22 protein-coding genes are annotated in these 19,719 nt (G+C 58.4%); 12 read left to right on the top strand and 10 right to left on the bottom strand.

All coding sequences use genetic code 11. The features are described from left to right. Window positions 1-6: 6 nt before the first annotated feature. The 8 genes from mutM (at window position 7) to ACJSDX_RS13980 (ending at window position 7,060) form a co-directional block, all read left to right on the top strand. Entirely contained in the window at window positions 7-819 is an 813-nt protein-coding gene (gene mutM / locus ACJSDX_RS14015) for a bifunctional DNA-formamidopyrimidine glycosylase/DNA-(apurinic or apyrimidinic site) lyase (RefSeq protein ID WP_407995217.1), read from the top strand. A 109-nt stretch (window positions 820-928) separates the two neighbouring features. After that, on the top strand, window positions 929-1,519 hold the full coding sequence (locus ACJSDX_RS14010; protein ID WP_407995216.1) for a PEP-CTERM sorting domain-containing protein: 591 nt from the start codon (window positions 929-931) through the stop codon (window positions 1,517-1,519). A 264-nt stretch (window positions 1,520-1,783) separates the two neighbouring features. After that, the gene (locus ACJSDX_RS14005; protein ID WP_309564625.1) at window positions 1,784-2,815 is read left to right on the top strand and encodes an AAA family ATPase; all 1,032 of its coding nucleotides are present in this window, start codon (window positions 1,784-1,786) and stop codon (window positions 2,813-2,815) included. A gap of 16 nt (window positions 2,816-2,831) precedes the next feature. Next, window positions 2,832-3,695: a DUF58 domain-containing protein gene (locus ACJSDX_RS14000; RefSeq protein ID WP_407995215.1), complete on the top strand. Its 864-nt coding sequence runs from the start codon at window positions 2,832-2,834 to the stop codon at window positions 3,693-3,695. Continuing rightward, window positions 3,692-4,591 carry a nonribosomal peptide synthetase MxaA gene (locus ACJSDX_RS13995; RefSeq protein ID WP_407995214.1) on the top strand — a complete coding sequence of 300 codons (900 nt, stop codon included), beginning with the start codon at window positions 3,692-3,694 and terminating at the stop codon, window positions 4,589-4,591. The genes ACJSDX_RS14000 and ACJSDX_RS13995 overlap by 4 nt, the downstream gene beginning before the upstream one ends. Continuing rightward, the gene (locus ACJSDX_RS13990) at window positions 4,588-5,568 is read left to right on the top strand and encodes a vWA domain-containing protein (RefSeq protein WP_407995213.1); all 981 of its coding nucleotides are present in this window, start codon (window positions 4,588-4,590) and stop codon (window positions 5,566-5,568) included. The genes ACJSDX_RS13995 and ACJSDX_RS13990 overlap by 4 nt, the downstream gene beginning before the upstream one ends. Further along, window positions 5,553-6,089, top strand: coding sequence for a hypothetical protein (locus ACJSDX_RS13985; protein WP_407995212.1), 537 nt, complete (start codon window positions 5,553-5,555; stop codon window positions 6,087-6,089). The genes ACJSDX_RS13990 and ACJSDX_RS13985 overlap by 16 nt, the downstream gene beginning before the upstream one ends. Continuing rightward, on the top strand, window positions 6,086-7,060 hold the full coding sequence (locus ACJSDX_RS13980) for a vWA domain-containing protein (RefSeq protein WP_407995211.1): 975 nt from the start codon (window positions 6,086-6,088) through the stop codon (window positions 7,058-7,060). The genes ACJSDX_RS13985 and ACJSDX_RS13980 overlap by 4 nt, the downstream gene beginning before the upstream one ends. Before the next feature lie 102 nt (window positions 7,061-7,162). On the opposite strand, the gene ACJSDX_RS13975 is transcribed toward ACJSDX_RS13980, so the two are convergent. Then, window positions 7,163-7,627, bottom strand: coding sequence for a Cd(II)/Pb(II)-responsive transcriptional regulator (locus ACJSDX_RS13975; RefSeq protein ID WP_407995210.1), 465 nt, complete (start codon window positions 7,625-7,627; stop codon window positions 7,163-7,165). 94 nt (window positions 7,628-7,721) lie between these two features. Here ACJSDX_RS13975 and ACJSDX_RS13970 point away from each other — a divergent pair, with 94 nt between their 5' ends. Beyond that, a complete protein-coding gene (locus ACJSDX_RS13970; protein WP_510355941.1) occupies window positions 7,722-8,552 on the top strand; it encodes a cation efflux transmembrane domain-containing protein in 831 nt (276 codons plus the stop codon). A 35-nt stretch (window positions 8,553-8,587) separates the two neighbouring features. On the opposite strand, the gene ACJSDX_RS13965 is transcribed toward ACJSDX_RS13970, so the two are convergent. The 5 genes from ACJSDX_RS13965 to ACJSDX_RS13945 all read right to left on the bottom strand — a co-directional run bounded on the left by ACJSDX_RS13965 (window position 8,588) and on the right by ACJSDX_RS13945 (window position 13,514). Next, complete coding sequence (locus tag ACJSDX_RS13965; RefSeq protein ID WP_407995209.1) at window positions 8,588-10,063, bottom strand: high affinity choline transporter 1; 1,476 nt, start codon at window positions 10,061-10,063, stop codon at window positions 8,588-8,590. 142 nt (window positions 10,064-10,205) lie between these two features. Beyond that, entirely contained in the window at window positions 10,206-11,750 is a 1,545-nt protein-coding gene (gene ubiB, locus ACJSDX_RS13960) for a ubiquinone biosynthesis regulatory protein kinase UbiB (protein WP_407995208.1), read from the bottom strand. Window positions 11,751-11,761: 11 nt separating this feature from the next. After that, window positions 11,762-12,349: a ubiquinone biosynthesis accessory factor UbiJ gene (locus tag ACJSDX_RS13955; protein ID WP_407995207.1), complete on the bottom strand. Its 588-nt coding sequence runs from the start codon at window positions 12,347-12,349 to the stop codon at window positions 11,762-11,764. Window positions 12,350-12,383: 34 nt separating this feature from the next. After that, a complete protein-coding gene (gene ubiE, locus ACJSDX_RS13950; RefSeq protein ID WP_407995206.1) occupies window positions 12,384-13,124 on the bottom strand; it encodes a bifunctional demethylmenaquinone methyltransferase/2-methoxy-6-polyprenyl-1,4-benzoquinol methylase UbiE in 741 nt (246 codons plus the stop codon). Window positions 13,125-13,139: 15 nt separating this feature from the next. After that, window positions 13,140-13,514, bottom strand: coding sequence for a gamma-butyrobetaine hydroxylase family protein (locus tag ACJSDX_RS13945; RefSeq protein ID WP_407995205.1), 375 nt, complete (start codon window positions 13,512-13,514; stop codon window positions 13,140-13,142). A 192-nt stretch (window positions 13,515-13,706) separates the two neighbouring features. Here ACJSDX_RS13945 and ACJSDX_RS13940 point away from each other — a divergent pair, with 192 nt between their 5' ends. The 3 genes from ACJSDX_RS13940 to ACJSDX_RS13930 are packed head-to-tail and all read left to right on the top strand — an operon-like array spanning window position 13,707 to window position 16,020. Next, the gene (locus ACJSDX_RS13940; RefSeq protein ID WP_407995204.1) at window positions 13,707-15,668 is read left to right on the top strand and encodes a dynamin family protein; all 1,962 of its coding nucleotides are present in this window, start codon (window positions 13,707-13,709) and stop codon (window positions 15,666-15,668) included. Beyond that, complete coding sequence (gene ccoS / locus ACJSDX_RS13935) at window positions 15,665-15,871, top strand: cbb3-type cytochrome oxidase assembly protein CcoS (protein ID WP_309564637.1); 207 nt, start codon at window positions 15,665-15,667, stop codon at window positions 15,869-15,871. The genes ACJSDX_RS13940 and ccoS overlap by 4 nt, the downstream gene beginning before the upstream one ends. A 17-nt stretch (window positions 15,872-15,888) precedes the next feature. Further along, complete coding sequence (locus ACJSDX_RS13930) at window positions 15,889-16,020, top strand: hypothetical protein (RefSeq protein WP_407995203.1); 132 nt, start codon at window positions 15,889-15,891, stop codon at window positions 16,018-16,020. A gap of 61 nt (window positions 16,021-16,081) precedes the next feature. Here ACJSDX_RS13930 and rpoH read toward each other — a convergent pair whose 3' ends face one another. The 4 genes from rpoH to ACJSDX_RS13910 all read right to left on the bottom strand — a co-directional run bounded on the left by rpoH (window position 16,082) and on the right by ACJSDX_RS13910 (window position 19,719). Continuing rightward, window positions 16,082-16,939 carry an RNA polymerase sigma factor RpoH gene (rpoH, locus tag ACJSDX_RS13925; RefSeq protein ID WP_309565117.1) on the bottom strand — a complete coding sequence of 286 codons (858 nt, stop codon included), beginning with the start codon at window positions 16,937-16,939 and terminating at the stop codon, window positions 16,082-16,084. Between the two features lie 161 nt (window positions 16,940-17,100). Further along, window positions 17,101-17,715 carry a DUF3299 domain-containing protein gene (locus ACJSDX_RS13920; protein WP_407995202.1) on the bottom strand — a complete coding sequence of 205 codons (615 nt, stop codon included), beginning with the start codon at window positions 17,713-17,715 and terminating at the stop codon, window positions 17,101-17,103. Window positions 17,716-17,749: 34 nt separating this feature from the next. After that, on the bottom strand, window positions 17,750-19,024 hold the full coding sequence (locus tag ACJSDX_RS13915; RefSeq protein ID WP_407995201.1) for an ABC transporter permease: 1,275 nt from the start codon (window positions 19,022-19,024) through the stop codon (window positions 17,750-17,752). Continuing rightward, window positions 19,021-19,719, bottom strand: a complete 699-nt coding sequence (locus ACJSDX_RS13910; RefSeq protein ID WP_407995200.1) for an ATP-binding cassette domain-containing protein — start codon at window positions 19,717-19,719, stop codon at window positions 19,021-19,023. Before ACJSDX_RS13910 ends, ACJSDX_RS13915 begins: the two co-directional genes overlap by 4 nt.

Genomic DNA, 19,719 nt, shown 5'->3' with positions numbered 1-19,719 from the left:
GAGCTGATGCCGGAATTACCAGAAGTCGAGGTCACGCGTCGCGGCTTGGAACCCTTGGTCGGCGCCACTGTGACGCAAGCCGTGATTCGCCAGCCTGCCATGCGCTGGCCCATTCCTGCCCATTTGCCGCAGACTTTGCATGGCTCCAGGCTGTTGGAGCTGACGCGCCGCGGCAAATACATTATTGCCCGTTTTGAAAGCGGCTGCCTGATCCTGCACCTGGGTATGTCCGGGCGGCTTTGCCTGCTGGAGCGGGATACGTCGCCTGAGAAGCATGACCACTTCGACCTGCATTTTGCCGATGGCCGCGTGATGCGCTTGCGTGATCCGCGCCGTTTTGGCGCGGTTTTGTGGGCGGGTGAACACCCGGAAGCGCATAGCCTGCTCAGTGTGCTGGGGCCCGAGCCGCTTGATGAGTCTTTCAATGGTGAGTTTCTTCACCGGGCCATACGCACTCGATCATCTCCGATCAAGATCGTGATTATGGACAGCCACTTGGTGGTGGGCGTGGGCAATATTTACGCAAGCGAGTCTTTGTTCCGTGCCGGCATTCATCCGCAGACACCGGCTCGGGCGCTTAGCCTGGCGCAGTGCGAACGGCTGGTGCAGGAAATCAAGGCTACCTTGCACGATGCCCTGCAGGCCGGGGGCAGCAGTTTGCGCGACTTTTTCGGGGCAGATGGCAACCCTGGCTATTTCCAGCAAACCTATTTCGTCTATGCCCGTACTGGCGAACGTTGCCGGGTATGCGAGAAGCCAGTTGAAACGTTGCGCCTGGGACAGCGTTCCACCTTTTACTGCCCCTCTTGCCAAAAATAATATTGATATAATTAATTTAATATTTCAATAAAATATAGTCTATCTGGACTATATTTGAATATATCTTTATTGCCTATGATGGAAATCCATTTATCAATAGGAAGTCATCATGAGAGCAATGATCGCGATATTGGTACCTCTTCTTGTCGTAGCGGGGATGGCAGCGCCTTCGGCGCAAGCGGCAGAGCCGGCATTGGCCGAGATATTGCAGGGAGTTGAGGCGACCAGTTGGACCCAGATAGATTACGCTGATTTCATCGGTGGCGGCTGGAACCAGATCGGCCAGCAGCTGACTTTCACCTTTGTGGCAGAGCATACTGCCCATGCGGCAACCCAGGAATTCTGGCTGGACGCAACCTTTACGCCAGATCCTTATGGATATTCCTCGGTGATTTTCAGTGGCGTGGATGTTCCTGGCGCCACGTTGACCGTGACGCTGGAAGGCGTAGCCAGCCGAATTCTGTTTAATTCCAGCATCAATGCTGATCAATTGGCTCCGGGAGGAGCTGCTGGCGATTTGCAGGTTTGGTTGAGTGCTAGCGGCACTTATGCATTGGCCTATGAAGATTGGATTTACGATGGGGCTGACTATAACGATTTTGTCGTGACGGTCTCCGCGGTGCCTGAACCAGAAAACCTTGCAATGCTATTGGCAGGGCTGGGATTGCTGGGGGTTGCCGCAAGGCGCAAACGCAATTAATCTGGATCAATCTGCGTGAATAAAAAAGGCTCGAAAGAGCCTTTTTTATTGGATGTCGCTGCGCTTGCAGTTTGGCGTTTTAATAGTGACTTGGCCGGTTATATGCCTTTTTACTTCAGTTCCTTAACGGTATTTTCTGGACGGAAACGCTGAGATGTTTTGGGCATGGATGCCGGGAGTTTTTCTAAAAACCATTGCCAAAAGTTAATTTAATCCTCAGAATATACAGATCTGTATATTTATTGACGCGGGTTGAGGATGGATATGGCAAGTACAGCAACGGATGGCCAGTTAGCGGACTGGAGAATGCGCGCCTTGAGGCTCGAGGAAGAGGTCAAGAGCGTGATTGTAGGCCAGGATGCGGCCATACGCTTGATCAACATCGCGATCTTCGCGCGCGGGCATGTCATGCTGGAAGGCGGTGTCGGCGTCGGCAAGACCACATTACTGCAATCGGTGGCGCGCGGCATTGGCGGCGCATATGAACGGATAGAGGGCACGGTGGACCTGATGCCCAACGACCTGGTCTACCATACGTTCCTCGGGCCTGAAGGCCGCCCGCAGATAGACGAGGGGCCCTTGCTGCGGGCAGGGGAGAACCTCTCGGTGTTCTTCTTCAACGAGATCAACCGCGCCCGTCCGCAGGTGCATGCGCTGATGCTGCGCGTGATGGCGGAGCGCCATCTGCATGCCTTCAAGCGCGAATACCGCCTGCCGCACATGGTGGTGTTTGCCGACCGCAACCAGGTGGAGAAGAACGAAACCTTCGAGATTCCTGCCGCCGCACGTGACCGTTTCATGATGGAGATCCCGATCCATGTGCCGGAAGACAAGACCCTGCGTAAATCGCTGGTGTTCGACACGCGCTTCCAGCATGCGGAGCAGCTGACGCGCCGCGTGGAGTCGGGTTTGCTGCCGTTCAATATGCTCAATGACTTCTCCGACGTGGTGCAGAACCATGTGCAGTCTTCCCAGGCGCTGGAAGATTACGTGATCGACCTCTGGGATGCCACGCAAAAGCCGCAGGATTTCGGCATCACGCTCGAAGGCGTGGATATGCAGCGCCTGATCCAGGCCGGTGCGAGCCCGCGCGGCATGGGCATGCTGCTCAAGGCCGCCCGCGTGCATGCCTGGCTCATGGACCGGGAGTATGTCTACCCTGAGGATATCCATGCCGTGTTCCATGAAGTGATTGCACACCGCCTGGTGTTCAACTCCATGTATGAAAGCCGCCGCACCGTGCTCGCACGCGAGCTGACGGCAAAAATCCTGCAAACGGTGGCTGTGCCGGCTTAGGAGCATGCTTTAAACCATGCTGCCGTCCTATATCAAGCCGTTCTCCTACCAGATTCCGTGGAAATCCTCCAGCGTGCACGCAGGAGACCACCTTGGCGTGCAACGCGGGCTGGGATTCGAGTACAAAGGCAATACTTCGCTGATCGATTACCCCGACCTGCGCCGCATGGATTTGCGCCAGAGCCTGCGCGATCCCTACGAGCAGGTACAAGTGCGCCTGTTCTACCATGACTCGATCACGCCGGTGTATGCCGTATGCGACCTCTCAAGCTCCATGCAATACAAGGGCGCGCGCCGCAAGATCGAACTGGTGCAGGAGGTGGCCGCGTCGATCGCGTATTCGGTATCGGCCGAGAACGACGTATTCAGCCTGATCGGCTACGACCAGCATGTACTCGATGACTACGTGCTGCCGCTTGGCTACCAAGTGCATGAAGCGCTGGAACGCATCGATGCCTTTACCGGCATAGACGCGCTCGGGCGGGGCTCGACCGGCATCCTGGAGGTAGGTCCCCTGTTGAGCCAAAACAAGGGGCTGGTGTTCTGGATATCGGATTTCCACATGCCGTTCGACACCATCATCCAGGCCATGAACATGCTTTCCCGTCACCAAGTGGTGCCGGTCGTGCTGTGGGAAGAAGAGGAGTACCGGCGCTTGCCGCGCTTCGGCCTGGGCACGATGCTGGACCCAGAGACCGGGCGCGACCGCACGATTTTCTTCCGCGAGTCGGTGCGTGCCAAATTCATTAGCGCATTCGAGCAGCGCCGGGCGGCGCTGGAAGACCTGTTCCTGGCTTTCGAGAGCCCGCCGCATTTCGTCAGCGGGGTATTCGAGGCCGAGGCAATGACGCATTATTTTGAGAAATACCTGACAGCATGAAAAAACTGACGACCTTGTTTTCCATCTGCCTGCTTCCTATCGGCCTTTGCGCGGGAGCTATGGCACATGCAGCGGAAGCCGCCCTGGTCAGCCTGGACAATCCGCGCATTGCGACAGGCATCACGATCGGCGACGTACTCGAGCGCAGGCTGGTGATCGAGGCCAACCCTCCCTACGAGTTGCCCAAGTCTGCCCTGCCGCTCAAGGGTGAGCGCGTCGACGGCATAGAGCTGGTGGGCGTCGCGCTGCAGGGAGAAAAAGCGGCAGGCAGCCAGCGCTATGAAGTCAAGCTCAGCTACCAGATGTTCGCCGCGACAAGCAAGCCCAGCGTCATGCGTTTGCCAGCTTTAACGTTGGCGCTCGGCGGCGGCGATACGCCAGCGGAGGTGAATGTGCCTGCCTGGCATTTCTGGAGCTCGCCGCTGGCGGCGGGCAATATCCATACCGCGCGCAGCAATGCGCAGCCGCAACGCAAGCCGGCCTTGCTCGATACCGGGCCGGAGCGGCTGGCGCTTGCGTTGGCTGTGTTCCTGATGGGCGTTGTCGGGCTGGTCTATATCAATGCCGACCGTCGCTGGCTACCGTGGATGGGCGGCAGCTTCGCCCAGGCTTATCGCAAGCTGCGCAAGACGCCTGCGCAAACTGGGCACCAGGCGCTTGGCTACGTACACCAGGCATTCAACCAAGTGCATGGAAGCACCTTGTTCCGGCCGCAATTGGGCGAGTTCTTCGCGCAGCATCCGCAGTACCAGCCGCTCGCAAAAGATATCGACAGCTTTTTCCAGCGCTCCGAGACTCTGCTGTTCACCCGCGAGAACGCAGACAGTCCAGCCCTGGTCAAGGAGCTGCAGCAGCTTTGCCGCCGCCTGAGGGATTGTGAACGGGGAATCGCATGAGTTTGCTCAATCCCTGGGCCTTGCTGCTATTGCCGCTCGCACTGGCGCCTTTCTGGCTCAGGGGCCTGCAGGGGCAGCGTTACTCCTGGCTGGAGATGGTGCCGGAAGACCCGTTCTCGGACAATATCGTGCTGCTGCTCAAGGTGGTGACGGCCATCATTATCGCTAGCCTTGTGCTGGCCCTGGCAGCCCCGCAAGGAAGCGACAAGGTCGTGAACCGCGTCGGCAAGGGCGCGCAGACTGTGATGGTGATCGATCGCAGCGTGAGCATGGATCATCCCTTCGCCGGCGACGCCACCAGCGGCCGCGCCGGAGAAATCAAGTCCGGCGCCGCACGCCGGCTGATCACGCAATTCATCGACTCCAGGCCGGACGACATGATGGGCGTGGTGGCGTTTACCAATTCCGCCTTGTATGGCGTCAAGATCACGGCCAACCGCGATGCGATCCATGCCGCGATCAACGCCGCGACCAGCGCTGGCATCAACCAGACCAATATAGGCGCGGGCATCACCCAGGCGGCCAGCCTGTTCGACAGCATCCAGAGCTCGGGCTCGCGCGCCATCATCCTGTTGTCCGACGGCGCGGGCAAGTTGAGCCCCCGCGTCAAGGCGCGCATCATGGAAGAGCTAAAGGACAAGGATATCAAGCTCTATTGGATCGTGTTGCGCGAACCGGACGACGTGAGCATATTCGGCGACCGCGTGTTCGAAGAGGACAGGGGGCCTGCGGCGATCCAGCTCGACCGTTTCTTCAAGTCGCTCAAGATCACCTACAAGGCTTACGAGGCGGATAATCCCGTCGCGCTGCAGATGGCGATCCAGGATATCGACAGCCGCGAGAAGAATACAATCCAGTATGCCATCACCGTGCCAGGGCGCGATTACGCGCGCGACTTGATTGTAGTGGCCCTGGTGCTGAGCCTGGGCATGTTCGTCATTAAAAATTTCAGGGTAAAAGCATGGGAATCCGCATAAAAGGCCTCAACCTGCTGTTTGGACTGCTGGCAGCTGCCGGGTTGGCAGGCAGCGTCTATGAAGGCAATGCGCTGGTGCAGCGTCATGATGCCAACCGGCAGATCCAGGCCGGGGCATTGGTCGCTCACGACGGCTTTGGTTTCGAACAGAAGTTCATGGCGGCTTACAAGCTGGGAGAGTCCGGGGATTACAAGCACGCGGTGCAAAGCTACAGCCAGCTGCTCGAAACCGGCTTGAGCCAGCCGCAGCAGGCGCTGGTGCAGTACAACATCGGCAACAACCTCCTGCAGTCCGGTTTGAAGCGCCGCCTCAATGACGACGGCAGCCTCAAGGACGAGGCGAAATACGACTTGTCCCAGGCACAGATCGCCTATGAGCAAGCCTTGCGGCTAGACCCCGCATTCAGGCAGGCAAAGTTCAACCTCAGCCTGATGCTGCTGGTGCAGCCTAATGGCATCGATGGGTTGAAAAAGGAACAGGAAGGCATGGAGCTCAGCAACATTCCGGTGGGCCTGCCATGAAGTGGCAGTTGAGGCTGCGCCATGGCTGGCGCTGGGCCAGGGATCATTACGAGTCCGGGTTGTACCTGTTGGTGGTCGTGTTGCTGCTGCTGGCGATCTTTAAGCCGGAAATACAGCTCAAGCAGCGCGTGCATAACTACCTCTTGCTCGCCGATGTTTCGCAAAGCATGAACGCAGAGGACGTCAGCCTCAACGGCAAGCCGGTGAGCCGCATGGCCTACACGCGCCACCTCATGCGCAAGCTGGTGGAGAATTCGCCCTGCGGCACTTACTTCAGCCTGGGCGTGTTTGCCGCGGAAGACGTCGCGCTGCTGTTCACGCCGCTGGAAACCTGCGCCAACTACGACATCATCGTCGATGCGATCGAGCACCTGGAGTGGCGCATGTCCTGGCGCGGCAACAGCCGCATCAGTTTTGGCGTCAAGGGAGCGGCCAAGGCCTTCGACTCGCTCAATGCGCCTGCGCGCCTGCTGTTCTTCACCGACGGCGACGAGGCGCCCAAGGTGAACGCGATCAACAAGCTCAAGCTCGATGACGTGCAGATCGGCGAGAATATCGTCTTCGTCGGCGTCGGCGGCAGCGAGGACGTGCCGATTCCGCGTTACAACTCCAGCAACAAATGGGTGGGCTATTGGTCCTCCGATGCCAAGGAGAACTCCGCCGGCGCGGTCGGCGTCACCTACAACGATACCAGCCGCGACGATCCTGACCCGGTGGTGGCTTCTGCCGACTACGACCGCTATCTTTCCAAGCTGGAAGAGGCATATTTGAAGGAACTGGCCGAGGAGATCAATGCCCAGTACGTGCTGGCTCAGGACAAGCCCGATTTCTACACCTTCGTGCAGAAGCAGAAGCCGGTCGCCAGCTTTGTCACCGCCTATTCATTGCGCTGGATCTATCTCTTGCTGGCGCTGGCATTGATTCTCGCCAGCTATTGGCCGTATGTCCGCCAGAGGGTGAAGGATATTTGACTCTGTGGTCAACTGTTCTCACGCCACGCGGTTCATGAGTGTGATGATGGTGTGCGATAAATGCCTTGCCTGCGATGACCTCCGTTAAAAAGCAGATGTTTTTTAATTTTTGTGGCGTTTGGCCTGGGACGTGGCGTCTTCATGGGGGATTGCAGTGGATATGTCCGCTGTTGCTGCGGTTCTGCGTAGCGACTCCAGGGCCCCGCATTCTCCAATGCATACGCCACCGGTACAGGTGCTGCGGATGGCGCGAAGCTGTGCATGCAAGGTACTCAGTTCCATCAGCCGCTGATCGATAGCTCGCAGCTGCTCGTCAAGCAGAGTATTCACAGCATCGCATAGTCGGTCTGGATCATCCTGAAGGCATAGTAATGCACGGATCTCGGCATGCGGCATATCCAGTGACCGGCATCGCAGCACGAACAGCAGTCGAGCGACATGCTCATCCCCATAGTTCCGGTAATTGTTGGTTTCGCGGAGGGGTGCTTGCAACAGGCCTTCTGCCTCAAAGAAGCGAATGGTAGGCACTGGACAGCCTGTCAATGCACTGAGTTGACCAATTTTCATTTTTTCTCCGGACTTGACCCTCTAGTAACTTGAGGGTTTTTAATTCACGCATGAGTAATTGTCAAAAAAAAGTTGCACTGGAGATTGTAGTATCTTGCCAGCTGCCGGATCTTATGCGCAGATGCATGCAACGATGAGTATTTTTTGCATTCCCAAGATGGATTGCCCGTCAGAAGAAAACCTCATCCGTATGGCATTGGACGACCTACCTGAAATCCGCGAGCTCCTATTCGATTTTCAGGCGAGAGAGCTCAAGGTTTTTCACCACGGAAACCCAGCCACAGTGCTGGATCGGCTTACTCCCTTAAATCTGGGAGCAAGGTTGCTGGAGTCTACGCAAATCACTGCTTCCAATATGATGGGGGCTGCCACCGGTAGTGATGCTGAAGAGGCGCGTACGCTCAAGCTATTGCTTGCCATTAATGGCGCAATGTTTCTGTTTGAAATAGCGGCTGGCATCATCGCACAGTCGGCCGGGCTCATTGCAGACTCTTTGGACATGTTTGCCGATGCAGCAGTTTATAGCCTTGCGTTGTATGCGGTTGGACGTTCTACGAACATGAAAGTGCATGCCGCTCATTGTGCGGGATGGTTGCAGATGGCGCTGGCAATGGGGGCGTTATTCGAGGTTGGCAGGCGGTTCTTGTTTGGTAGCGAACCGCAATCGATGCTTATGATGGGTATTGGTTTCATTGCATTGGCTGCGAATGTTGTTTGTCTGTACGTTATTGCCAAGAAGCGTGATCGCGGCGCCCATATGACCGCGAGTTACATTTTTTCTGCCAATGATGTTGTTGCCAATACTGGGGTTATCGTTGCTGGAGCGCTTGTCGCGTGGATGAATTCTCCATATCCCGATCTTGTCATTGGCACTATCATCGGTTTGATTGTTCTCCATGGTGCCCGGCGTATCTTGGCTTTGTAAACATGAAATGCGTAATTTTCTGAGTGTTATGTATTTTATTTATACGGCCTATGGAGATGCGCCGCATGGCCATGCAGGTAGCTCGGTTGCTCATGGCGGCGCTGAGGGGCGATCTTCTGCGGCAATAGCGACCCCGCCACCATGCCGATGATGCTGACGCCCAGCCCCAGCAATTGAGGCGGGATCAGCCCTTCCTCGCCCACCAACACCTCCACCAATACCCAGGTGCTGATGCCGCCGATGATAGCGGCCAATGCGCCCTGGTTGGTGGCGCGTTTCCAGAACACGCCGAAGAACAGCGGCACGAAAGCGCCAGCGAGCGTAATCTTGTAGGCGGATTCCACCATACGGAAGATGGACAGCTCGGTGTTCAATGCATAGACCAGCACGCAGCTGGCGAAGCCCACCAGGCAGATGCGCATGATCTTGAGGAAGCCGCGGTCGTTCAAGTGCGGGAAATAGCCGCGGACGATATTCTCGGCGAACGAGATGGAAGGCGCGAGCAAGGTGGCGGACGAACAGCTCATGATCGCCGACAGCACGGCGCCGAAGAAAATCACCTGCGCAGCGATCGGCATATGCTGCAACACTAGCGTAGGCAATACGCGCTGCGAGTCCTGGTCGATCAGGGTGTTGAAGAAACCTGGGTCGATCAAGGTGGCCGAGTAGGCGATGAACATGGGCACGAAGGTGAAGCAGAAGTAGACCGATGCGCCCAGGACGGAGCCCCAGATGGCGACCTTGGCGCTCTTGGCCGAGGTGATGCGCTGGAACACGTCCTGCTGCGGGATGGAGCCCAGCATCATGGTCATCCAGGCGCCGATGAAGGTGACCCAGAGCCAGGGGTCGGCTGGCGGAAAGAAGTCCAGCTTGCCGGCCAGACGCGCATGCTCGATGACGGGCGCAACGCCGCCGGTCATGCCGGAGACCATGTAGGCGATATAGAGCATGCCACCGATGATCACGCTCATCTGCACGAAATCCAGGATGGCGACCGAGAGCATGCCGCCCAGCGTGGTGTAGGTGAGCACGATGGCCGTGCCGAGGATCATGCCGGCTTCCTCGCTCACCGCGCCGTCGGTGATGATGTGGAAGATCAGGCCCAGCGCCTTGATCTGCGCGGCAACCCAGCCCAAGTAGGAAATGACGATGGCAATCGTGGTGAGCACTTCCACGGTGCGGTTGTAGCGCATGCGGTAGAAGTCGCCCAGGGTGATGATATTGAGCTTGTAGAGCTTGGTCGCGAAGAAGAAGCCTGCGATGACCAGGCACATGCTGGAGCCGAACGGGTCGGCGACGATGCCGTTGAGGCCATCCTTGACGAAGGTGGCGGAGACGCCGAACACGGCTTCCGCGCCGAACCAGGTGGCGAATACGGTCGCCATCACTACCGGCAAGGGCAGGTGGCGTCCGGCTACAGCGTAATCCTTGGTGGTCTTGACCCGGGTGGCGGCAAACAGGCCGATGCTGATGGAAACCAGGACGTAGAGAATGACAAACCAGATCAGCACTAAACCAGCCCTTTGCTATGAGGTTGAAATTGGATAAAAGTGGTGCCTTTTCAAAGGAAGGCAGATTTTAGCAAAAACTTGTCCTGAAAGTAGGCTTTATCTCTGAAAATCAATGGCTTTGCAGAAATAGTCCGGGCTCGTATCAATGGCGGGCTAGCCACCAGAACAGGATAGCCGTGCTTTGCAGCAGCACGAGCAAGATCAATGCCATGGTGATGAGGCGCAGCCAGCGGGTCTGGCGCTGGTGGTCCTCAAGCATGCGTTGCAGTTCGGCATTGGTGGGAGGAAGTTGCAGGCCGCGCTCCAGCTGCTGGTGAATCAGGCGCGGCATTTGGGGAAGAATTTTGCCCCAGTAGGGCAGCTCGGCTTTCAGGTTGTCCAGCGCGCTACGCCAGCCGACCTGCTCCGACATCCAGCGCTCCAAATAAGGGCGCGCGGTCTTCCAGAGGTCGAGATTGGGGTCGAGGTCGCGCCCCAGGCCCTCGACGTTGAGCAGGGTCTTCTGCAGCATGGCGAGCTGGGGCTGGATTTCGACGCCGAAGCGGCGCGAGGTCTGGAACAGGCGCAGCAACACCTTGCCGAACGAGATTTCCTTGAGCGGCTTGTCGAAAATGGGTTCGCACACGGCGCGGATCGCGGTCTCGAATTCGTCGAGCGGCGTATCCTTGGGCGCCCAGCCGGATTCGATATGCGCGCGCGCGACTTCGCGGTAGTCGCGGCGGAAGAATGCGAGGAAGTTGCGTGCCAGGTATTGCTTGTCCTCGTCGTTGAGGGTGCCCATGATGCCGAAATCCAATGCGACATAACGGCCGTCGTCCGCTACCTGCACATTGCCTGGGTGCATGTCGGCATGGAAGAAGCCGTCGCGGAACACCTGGGTGAAGAAGATTTCCACGCCGTCGCGCGCAAGCTTGGGAATGTCGACGCCGATTTCGCGCAGGTAGGCCACCTGGCTGACCGGCGTGCCGTTCATGCGCTCCATCACCATTACTTGCTCGTGGCACCAGTCCCAATAAACTTCGGGAACCAGCAGCAGGCGCTTGTCGGCAAAGTTGCGGCCTAGCAGGCTGCAGTTGGCTGCTTCCAGCATGAGGTCGAGCTCGCTGTGGATATGGCGCGCGAATTCGGCCACCACTTCCCGCGGCTTCAGGCGCTTGCCGTCCGAGGAGAGCGTCTGCAGCAGCCATGCCGCGCCATCCAGCAGCTTGAGGTCCTTCTCTATGACCTTGCTGATGCCGGGCCGTAGGATCTTGACCGCCACCGGCCTGCCGTCGGGCAACTGGGCGAAATGCACCTGGGCCACCGAGGCGCTGGCGATCGGCTCGACGTCGAAGCTCTGGAATACTTCCAGCACCGGCTTGCCGTAGGCTTGCCTGAGGATGGTTTCAACGTCATCGTAGCCAAAGGCCGGCACTCGGTCCTGCAGTTTCGCCAGCTCGTCGGCGAGGTCCAGCGGAATCAGGTCGCGCCGCGTGGAGAGCATCTGGCCGAACTTGACGAAGATGGGGCCCAGCGACTCGAGCGCCAGGCGCAGCCGTTCGCCGCGCGGGTGGGACGTGTCGCGCCAGAACAGGAGGATGCGCACCGGACGCTGCAATGGGCGCAGGCTGGTGTGTCCGAGGACAAACTCGTCCAAGCCGAAGCGCAGCGTGACGAAGATGATGTTGAGCAGGCGCAGCCAACGCATTGGAATTCTTTCTAGTGGTCCGCCTGCAGGCGGGATTTCAGCTTGTCGATGCGCTTTTGCAAACGCTCGGTGTCCTCGCGCAACGTATCCACGTCGCGCACGAATTGTTCGATATGGCGTTTCTTGGCAATCAGCGGTTGCTCCTCCTGCCAATATTCCGCCAGCATGCCGGCCACATTCGCAGTCTGGCGTTTTGCCTGCGAAACGGCGGCACGGCCTAGCTTGACGGCTTCATGGGCCGGAATGTCGCCGATCACCCGGCTCAAGTCCTCTTCATATTCCCATGAGATGCCTTGCAATACCCTTGCCAAAGCCGCAGCGAACTCGGTATCGCCCGAGACGGACGCGGCAGCGCCGGCCGATTCGTCACCGGCCAGGATACGCAGTGCCACGGAAGGCGGCACTGTGATGATGGCGTCGGTATTGGCGGTTTCGCCCGCGATCGCCAGGCCGCCATCCTCAAGCACGGCCAGCGTGGCGCTGAACGGGGGCAGGATCAGGCGGGCGTGCTTGCCGCCGAAGGGTTGTAACTGGCCGGCAGTCCAGCTGTTCTGGGCCAATAGGTGATTGAGCAGGCGGGTGAGGAGCGGCTTCAGCATGGTGGTTCGGTTCCAGCGCGTTAAGCAAGGGCGGTCAGGTTTTCCAGCCTTTGTGCAGGGCGACGACACCGGCTGCCAGGTTGTAGTAGTCGACCTTGCCGAGGCCGGCATCCAGCATCATCTGTTTCAAGGTTTCCTGGTCGGGATGCATGCGGATGGATTCGGCCAGGTAGCGATAGCTGTCCGCGTCCTTCGCAAATAGCTTGCCCATGATGGGCAGCAGCTTGAATGAATAGGCATCGTAAATCGGCGCCAACGGCTTCCATACCTGGGAGAATTCCAGCACCAGCAGGCGGCCGCCTGGCTTGAGCACGCGCTGCATCTCGGCCAGCGCCTTGTCCTTGTGCGTCATGTTGCGCAGGCCGAACGCGACGATGACGCAGTCGAAATATTCCTCGGGGAACGGCAGCTGCTCAGCGTCGCATTGCAGCGCGGGAACAGCCTTGCCGTCGTCGATCAGGCGGTCGCGTCCCACGGCCAGCATCGAGGCGTTGATGTCGGTGAGGATGACCTGGCCTGTCGGGCCGACCTTGTTGGAGAACAGGCGGGACAGGTCGCCGCTGCCGCCGGCCACATCCAACACGCGGTCGCCGGGCCTGACGCCGCTGACCTCGACGGTGAAACGTTTCCATGCACGGTGCAGGCCCGCGGACATGACGTCGTTCATGAGGTCGTATTTGCGTGCCACCGAGTGGAATACTTCACCGACCTTGCGGGCTTTCTCGCGTTCATCCACAGTCTGGAAGCCGAAGTGCGTCTTGGCGTTGTCGCTCATGGTGTTTGCCTTAAATCAATTGTCAGCGTCGCGGCTGGCGCCTGCGTCCGCGAGCCGGTCGAGGTATTGTTGCCACAGTGCGTCGTGCCGCTGCAGCAATTCATAAAGATAATCCCAGGAGTAAAGGCCGGTGTCGTGGCCATCGCTGAACACCAGCTTCACGGCGTAATGGCCCACCGGTTCTATGCCGGTGATGTTCACGTCCCGCTTGCCGGTTTGCAGCACCGGGTTGCCATGCCCTTGCACTTCTGCAGAAGGGGAATACACGCGCAGGAACTCGCACGGCAGCATGCCGCTGACGCCGTTGTCGAAGGTGATTTCCAATGCGCGCGAAACCTGGTGCAAGCGGATATCGGTAGGGCGTGGAATCTCTGGGCTCAAGCCGCTCATCTGCCAAATGCCGGAATTTACTCAAAAGGCGATGATAGCAGAATGTATTCGCGCGCTTCAAAATACCGTCACGCTGATGATGCATGATAGGTGGCGGCAAGGTTCAGAAAAGGGATTTAGGCGGCTGATTCATTTGTGAATTTACATAAGCATGCTAGAGTAGCGCTTAAATAATAAGCATCGGGGGGTGCTATGGCCGACAACAAGCTTGAACGTCACTTTCAGGCATATTCCGAGTGGCGTAAAGCCTTGGTGGAAACAATCTGCGACTACCGCAACTGGTTGAACGAGCAAGAGCTCAACGATGCACAGATAGACCTACGGCTGCAGCAGTTGCTGGAGCGCCTGCGCGAGGACAAGCTCAACGTGGCGTTCGTGGCGGAGTTTTCCCGCGGCAAGTCCGAGCTGATCAACGCCATCTTCTTCTCGGCTTACGGCCAGCGATTGCTGCCCTCGAGCGCGGGCCGCACCACCATGTGCCCTACCGAACTGCTGTACGACCCTTCCAAGCCCACCTCCCTGCAGCTCCTCGCGGTGGAAACCCGCACCTCGGACGCCACCACTACCGAATACAAGCGCTATCCCGAGGAGTGGACCGTCCTGCCGTTTGACGTGAGCGACAGCGATAACATGGTGGAGGTGTTCAAGGAAGTCAGCCGCACCAAGCGCGTGACCGTGGAAGAGGCCGAGCGTTACGGCCTGTTCGATCCCAATAGTGCCGACGATGCCTTGGCGGTCAACGCGGACGGCACCGTGGACATTCCCTGCTGGCGCTATGCCGTGATCAACTTTCCGCATCCGCTGCTGGAGCAGGGATTGGTGATCCTCGATACGCCGGGGCTCAACGCCATCGGCACCGAGCCGGAACTGACCCTCAACATGCTGCCGAATGCGCATGCCGTATTGTTCATCCTGTCGGCAGACACCGGCGTGACCAAATCCGAGATCGATGTCTGGCGCCAGTACATCAGCGGCACGCGCTGGAAGCAGAAGGGCAGGCTGGCGGTGCTGAACAAGATCGACGGCCTGTGGGACGAGTTGCGCAACGAGACCGAAATCAGCCGCGAAATTGCCAAGCAGATCGCGTCCAGCGCGGAGCTGCTGGGGCTGGAGCAAGGCCAGATCTTCCCGATTTCGGCCCAGAAGGGTTTGCTGGCGAAGATTGCAGGGGACGACGCCCTGTTGGAGCGCAGCGGGCTATCCACCCTGGAAAGGGCGTTGTCCGAGGAGTTGATCCCCTCCAAGCGCGAGATCGTGCGCGACAATACCATCGGCGAAATCGACGACTTGGTGAAGAACTCCAACATCCTGCTCGATGCCCGCTTGTCCAGCCTCAATGAGCAATTGGACGAGCTGCGCGGCTTGCGCGGCAAGAATGAAGACGTCATCGAGCACATGATGAACAAGGTCAAGGTGGACAAGGAAATCTTCGAGAAGGGGCTGCAACGCTTCCAGGCCCTGCGCAGCGTGTTCTCGCAGCAAACCAACAAGCTGTTCACCTTGCTCGGCATGGAAGCCCTGCGCGTGCAGGTGACCAATACCCGCAGCACCATGGTCAACGCCAGTTTCACCAAGAGCATACGCAGCGCGATGGACGGCTTCTTTGCCGACCTGCGCGACCGCTTGCTGAAATCCGAAGCGCAGATCGACGAAATCAAACGCATGATGGACGCCATGTATGAGAAATTCGCGCAGGACCACGGTTTGCGCAAGGCTGAGCCGCCAGCGTTCTCCACACTGCGCTACCAGAAGGAGCTCGGCAAGCTGGAGCGCGCGTACCGCGAGCAGTTCAATACGACATTGAACATGCTGACGAACGAAAAGATGACATTGACGTCTAAGTTTTTCGAGACATTAGCCAGCCGCGTGATCCATGTATACGAAGTCGCCAACCATGATGTCGAGAACTGGCTGAAGGCGGTAATCGCCCCGATGGAATCCCAGGTGCGTGAGCACCAGCTGCAACTGCGACGGCGCCTGGAAAGCATTAAGCGCATCTACAAGGCGACTGATACGTTGGAAGACCGCATCGGCGAACTGGAGGCTATCGAAAAAAACATCCTGGCACAGATGGCCGATCTCAAGATATTGCGCCAGCACATGCACAATGCGCTGATATTCGACAACAGGATAGTAGAGGAAGAAGCGGCATGAATCTGACCAGCCTGCTGCTGCAACTTGGCCTGACATTCGTGTTCATCGGCTTTGCCGCAGTGGGGATTCTATGGGCGATCAAGAGCGGTCAGTATGACGACCTGGAAGGCCCTGCGCAGCGTATCCTGATGGACGACGACGACCCCCTGATTCCATTTAACCACTTGAAGACTGGGGCTAATCAGAATAAAATCAAGAAATAACTTGCTGGGGAATTTGAATGGCTACTACCAATAAAGCGGACGAAGGTTTCAGGTCCTATTTCACTTTCGAGAATCTGCCGCTCACTATCACGATCGCCCTCATCGCCGTTTCGTGGCTGAGCGCGTTGTCGGTGATACTGTTCGGTTAAGAACGGATTCAATAAAAAAGGCTGCAATTGCAGCCTTTTTTATTTGGGTGTCGCATTGAGGTTAGGCAGAAGCCAGGAAGCCCTTCATTTGCTTCATGGCTTTTTGCTCGATCTGGCGGATACGCTCGGCAGATACGCCAAACTCTTCGGCCAGGTCATGCAAGGTGGCGCTATTGCCTTCTTGCAGCCAGCGGGCTTCCACAATGCGGCGGCTACGATCGTCCAGCTTGGCCAGGGCGGTTGAAAGCCCCGTCGTATGCAGTTGCTCGACTTCCTGCTCTTCCAGGATTTCGGAAGGCTCGGCATGGGTCGCCTGCAGGTAGGAGATGGGGCTGAATACATCCTCGTTCTCATCGTCCGCATTGCCTTCAAGCGCAATCTCGTGCCCGGACATCCGGGCCTCCATCTCCAGCACCTCTTCAGGCTTCACGTTCAGCTCGCGCGCAATATGCGCCACTTCGTCCGAATGCAGGCTGGCGGATTGTCCTTTTTTCATGCTGCGCAGGTTGAAGAACAGCTTGCGCTGGGCCTTGGTCGTGGCTACTTTCACCAGGCGCCAGTTGCGCACGATGTATTCATGGATCTCTGCCTTGATCCAGTGCATGGCAAACGACACCAGGCGCACGCCGCGCTCCGGGTCGAAGCGGCGCACCGCCTTCATCAGGCCGATGTTGCCTTCCTGGATCAGGTCGGACTGCGGCAGGCCGTAGCCCGAATAGTTGCGGGCAATGCTTGCCACCAGGCGCAAGTGGGACACTACCAGGGTTTTGGCAGCCTCAAGGTCGTTTTCCTTTTGAAGGCGGGTTGCCAGCTTCAATTCCTCTTCGGCGCTGAGCACGGGAAAGCTCTTGATGGCACGCATGTACTGATCAAGGCTGTCGAAAGATGAAATTGCAGGTAATGTCATGCTGTTGGTCATATTTGAAACCTCCGTCATGGAAACGATTCTAGCACTCACTGTTTGAGAGTGCTAGTGGTGAAAAGTTTCGCGTTGAGAGGGAAGAATATTCCATCGCACATTTCTTCGGCGTGATGACAATTCTTCTCCCCAGCAGTGACTTGCTTCTTTCCTATGACGTCTTAGTTTGTTTTTAGTTTATACGGCATGAGGCGCTCGGCCTTGATGCGGTACCCGGCGAAGCCCATCGCGGTATTGCTGGCGACGGTCTCCATCAAGCCGCTGACGGAGACTGGGCCATATTGTTGCGCCGCCTGGTTCAATGTTTTCTGTTGGTCCTTGGGCAGGCTCTTGGGCAGGACGATATGGATCACCTGGTTGTTGGGCGGCGGCGGCACATGGATGCATGCGCCGAAATAAGGCACCAGCAGGAATTCGCGCACCTGCGTTCCGTTCATGTCCAAGGGCACGACGAATCCCGGAATCTGCACGTGCTGCTTGTCCAGCTTTTGTACGATGGGAGCGTCGTTCCAGGCGCTGCGCATCTGTTCCAGCGCCTCGATCGCGCGCGGATCAGCGTCATCCAGCTTTTCCAGGTCCAGCCCCTTGAGCGATTTCATCGGGTCCCAGTCCGCGGGCATCATGTCGTCCCAGTCCAGGGTCTTATAGGCCGGGTTCGCTTTCGAAAGGGCCTTGGCCTCGCCAATGCGCTCGCCCACCTTGTAGTCGGCGGCCAGCGACGGGGTGTGGCTGATGATGGTGGCAATCATGCCCAGCATCCAAAAAGTTGCTTTCATCCTCTTACTCCGATTGATTGATCCTGCTGTGCGTTTACAGCCTGGGCGTGAGGCCGTCCGCCAGCGAGAGCCTGTAGGCCATCCAGGCCGGGAACAGGCTCGCCAACAGGCCGACCAGGGCCATGGCGGCAAGCAGGCGAAGTTCTTCCAGGCTGGGCCAGCCGGCCGTCATGCTGATGCCGAAATGGGATTGCATGATGGGGGCTGCGCATAGGGTGGCGATAGTCAGGAAGAGCAGGCCGGTCACGATGCTGACCAGGATGACGAATATCCCTTCATACATCAACAGCAGCAAGATTTCCCTAGGTTGCGCGCCGACCGCCCGCAGGATGGCGAGCTCGCGGCGCCGCTCGTTCAGGCCGGCCATGATGACGGCGACCAAGCCGCTCAGGCTCACTACGACCACGATGGCGGATACCGCCATCAGGCTCTTTTCCGCCACGCCGACCACCTGCCATAGTTGCTCCAGCGCCAGGCCGGGCATGACGGCAAGCAAGGGCTCGTCCTTGCTTTCATTCACCATCCGTTGCACGCGGAACACGGCCGCCCGGCTTTTCAGGCCGATCAGCACGGCGGTGACGTCCTTGGGCTGCAGGTCGAATTTCTGCACGTATTGCGGCGGAATCTGGAAGCCGGGAGTCGGCGCGCCGCCCACCCAATCCAGGTGGATCGCACTGATGGCTTCCAGGCTGACATGGACGGTACGGTCGACCGGCGTGCCTGTGGGCTTGAGGATGCCGATGACGACAAATGGCTTGTCGCCGTGTTCCGCCAGGCTGTTTGTGCTGTTGCCCATGCCGTGGCTCAGGGTGATGCGGCTGCCCACCTCGTAACCGAGTTGCTTGGCGACATCGGCGCCCAGCACGGCGTCAAAGGTGGCATTGAAAGGCTTGCCCGAGGCAAACTCCAGGGCCAGGCGGTCGCCGTAACGGTAATGCCTGAAATAATCCTGATTGGTGCCCAGCACGGCGAAGCCGAGATGCGAATCCCCCAGCGAAATGGGTATGCTCCAGGCCACTATGGGATGCTGTTTCAGTTTCTCGTAGCTGGCCCAGCTGATGTTGTTGGTGGCTTCGCCGATGCGAAACACCGAATACAGCATGAGCTGTACCGGGCTGGTACGCGCGCCCACCACCAGGTCGGTGCCGGACACGGACAGGCCAAACCCCTGGTGCGCCTGATCGCGCAGGCGCTCGACCCCGAGCAGCAGAGTAACGCTCAGGGCAATTGCCATCACGGTCATGCCTAGCGTCAGCTTGCGGTTCCAGGCGCTGTGCAGCGCCAGTTTCAGCAGGTATTGCATATTCATGCCGTCACCTGCGGGACAACGCGATTGAGTTCGGCGAGCGCAATGCTGCGGTTGAAGCTGGCGGCCAGCCGGTGGTCGTGGCTGACGAATATGAGGGCGGTGGCAGAGGCAAGGCATTCCTGCATCAGCAGGTCGATGAATGCCACTTGATGCTCCGCGTCGAGCGCGGAAGTGGGTTCGTCGGCGATGATGATTTCCGGCCTGCCGATCAATGCCCTGGCTGCGGCAACGCGCTGCTGCTGGCCAATGCTCAAGGCCGTGACCTTGCGGGACCAGAGCGCGGCATCGATACGGAGCGCTGCAAGCAGGCGCTGCGCTTCCTGAACCATGTCGCCAGCAATGTTGTTGCGCCGGTATGGCGAAAAGCGGCAGGGCAGCAAGACGTTGTCCAGCACCGAGAGATAGGGAATCAGGTTGAATTGCTGGAACAGGAAGCCGATATGGTCGGCGCGGAAACGGTCCCGTCCAGCGCCGTTCAGCGCGTCCAGCCGTTGGCCGAGGATGGTGACGGCGCCAGCTTGAGGGAGATGCACCCCGCCGAGCAAACCCAAGAGCGTGCTTTTACCGCCGCCGCTTGGCCCGTGCAGGAAAATATGCTCCCCCGGCGCGATGATCAGGGACGGGATATCCAGGCAAGGTTGCCCTGGCGACCATTCAAATTGCAGGTTCTCGATCTCGATGACCGGAGAAATCAT

Origin of the sequence: Methylobacillus draconifructus, assembly GCF_045984355.1 — a bacterium.
GTDB classification, from domain to species: Bacteria; Pseudomonadota; Gammaproteobacteria; order Burkholderiales; family Methylophilaceae; genus Methylobacillus; species Methylobacillus flagellatus_A.
Note: the sequence above shows the minus strand (reverse complement) of the source record. Positions and strands in the feature narration are given on the sequence as shown.

Bases quoted from the DNA above. Each gene is read 5' to 3' on its own strand.
- mutM (WP_407995217.1), top strand. From the start codon at position 7: ATGCCGGAATTACCAGAAGTCGAGGTCACGCGTCGCGGCTTGGAACCC.
- ACJSDX_RS14010 (WP_407995216.1), top strand. From the start codon at position 929: ATGAGAGCAATGATCGCGATATTGGTACCTCTTCTTGTCGTAGCGGGG.
- ACJSDX_RS14005 (WP_309564625.1), top strand. From the start codon at position 1,784: ATGGCAAGTACAGCAACGGATGGCCAGTTAGCGGACTGGAGAATGCGC.
- ACJSDX_RS14000 (WP_407995215.1), top strand. From the start codon at position 2,832: ATGCTGCCGTCCTATATCAAGCCGTTCTCCTACCAGATTCCGTGGAAA.
- ACJSDX_RS13995 (WP_407995214.1), top strand. From the start codon at position 3,692: ATGAAAAAACTGACGACCTTGTTTTCCATCTGCCTGCTTCCTATCGGC.
- ACJSDX_RS13990 (WP_407995213.1), top strand. From the start codon at position 4,588: ATGAGTTTGCTCAATCCCTGGGCCTTGCTGCTATTGCCGCTCGCACTG.
- ACJSDX_RS13985 (WP_407995212.1), top strand. From the start codon at position 5,553: ATGGGAATCCGCATAAAAGGCCTCAACCTGCTGTTTGGACTGCTGGCA.
- ACJSDX_RS13980 (WP_407995211.1), top strand. From the start codon at position 6,086: ATGAAGTGGCAGTTGAGGCTGCGCCATGGCTGGCGCTGGGCCAGGGAT.
- ACJSDX_RS13975 (WP_407995210.1), bottom strand. From the start codon at position 7,627: ATGAAAATTGGTCAACTCAGTGCATTGACAGGCTGTCCAGTGCCTACC.
- ubiB (WP_407995208.1), bottom strand. From the start codon at position 11,750: ATGCGTTGGCTGCGCCTGCTCAACATCATCTTCGTCACGCTGCGCTTC.
- ACJSDX_RS13955 (WP_407995207.1), bottom strand. From the start codon at position 12,349: ATGCTGAAGCCGCTCCTCACCCGCCTGCTCAATCACCTATTGGCCCAG.
- ubiE (WP_407995206.1), bottom strand. From the start codon at position 13,124: ATGAGCGACAACGCCAAGACGCACTTCGGCTTCCAGACTGTGGATGAA.
- ACJSDX_RS13945 (WP_407995205.1), bottom strand. From the start codon at position 13,514: ATGAGCGGCTTGAGCCCAGAGATTCCACGCCCTACCGATATCCGCTTG.
- ACJSDX_RS13940 (WP_407995204.1), top strand. From the start codon at position 13,707: ATGGCCGACAACAAGCTTGAACGTCACTTTCAGGCATATTCCGAGTGG.
- ccoS (WP_309564637.1), top strand. From the start codon at position 15,665: ATGAATCTGACCAGCCTGCTGCTGCAACTTGGCCTGACATTCGTGTTC.
- ACJSDX_RS13930 (WP_407995203.1), top strand. From the start codon at position 15,889: ATGGCTACTACCAATAAAGCGGACGAAGGTTTCAGGTCCTATTTCACT.
- rpoH (WP_309565117.1), bottom strand. From the start codon at position 16,939: ATGACCAACAGCATGACATTACCTGCAATTTCATCTTTCGACAGCCTT.
- ACJSDX_RS13920 (WP_407995202.1), bottom strand. From the start codon at position 17,715: ATGAAAGCAACTTTTTGGATGCTGGGCATGATTGCCACCATCATCAGC.
- ACJSDX_RS13915 (WP_407995201.1), bottom strand. From the start codon at position 19,024: ATGAATATGCAATACCTGCTGAAACTGGCGCTGCACAGCGCCTGGAAC.
- ACJSDX_RS13910 (WP_407995200.1), bottom strand. From the start codon at position 19,719: ATGATTTCTCCGGTCATCGAGATCGAGAACCTGCAATTTGAATGGTCG.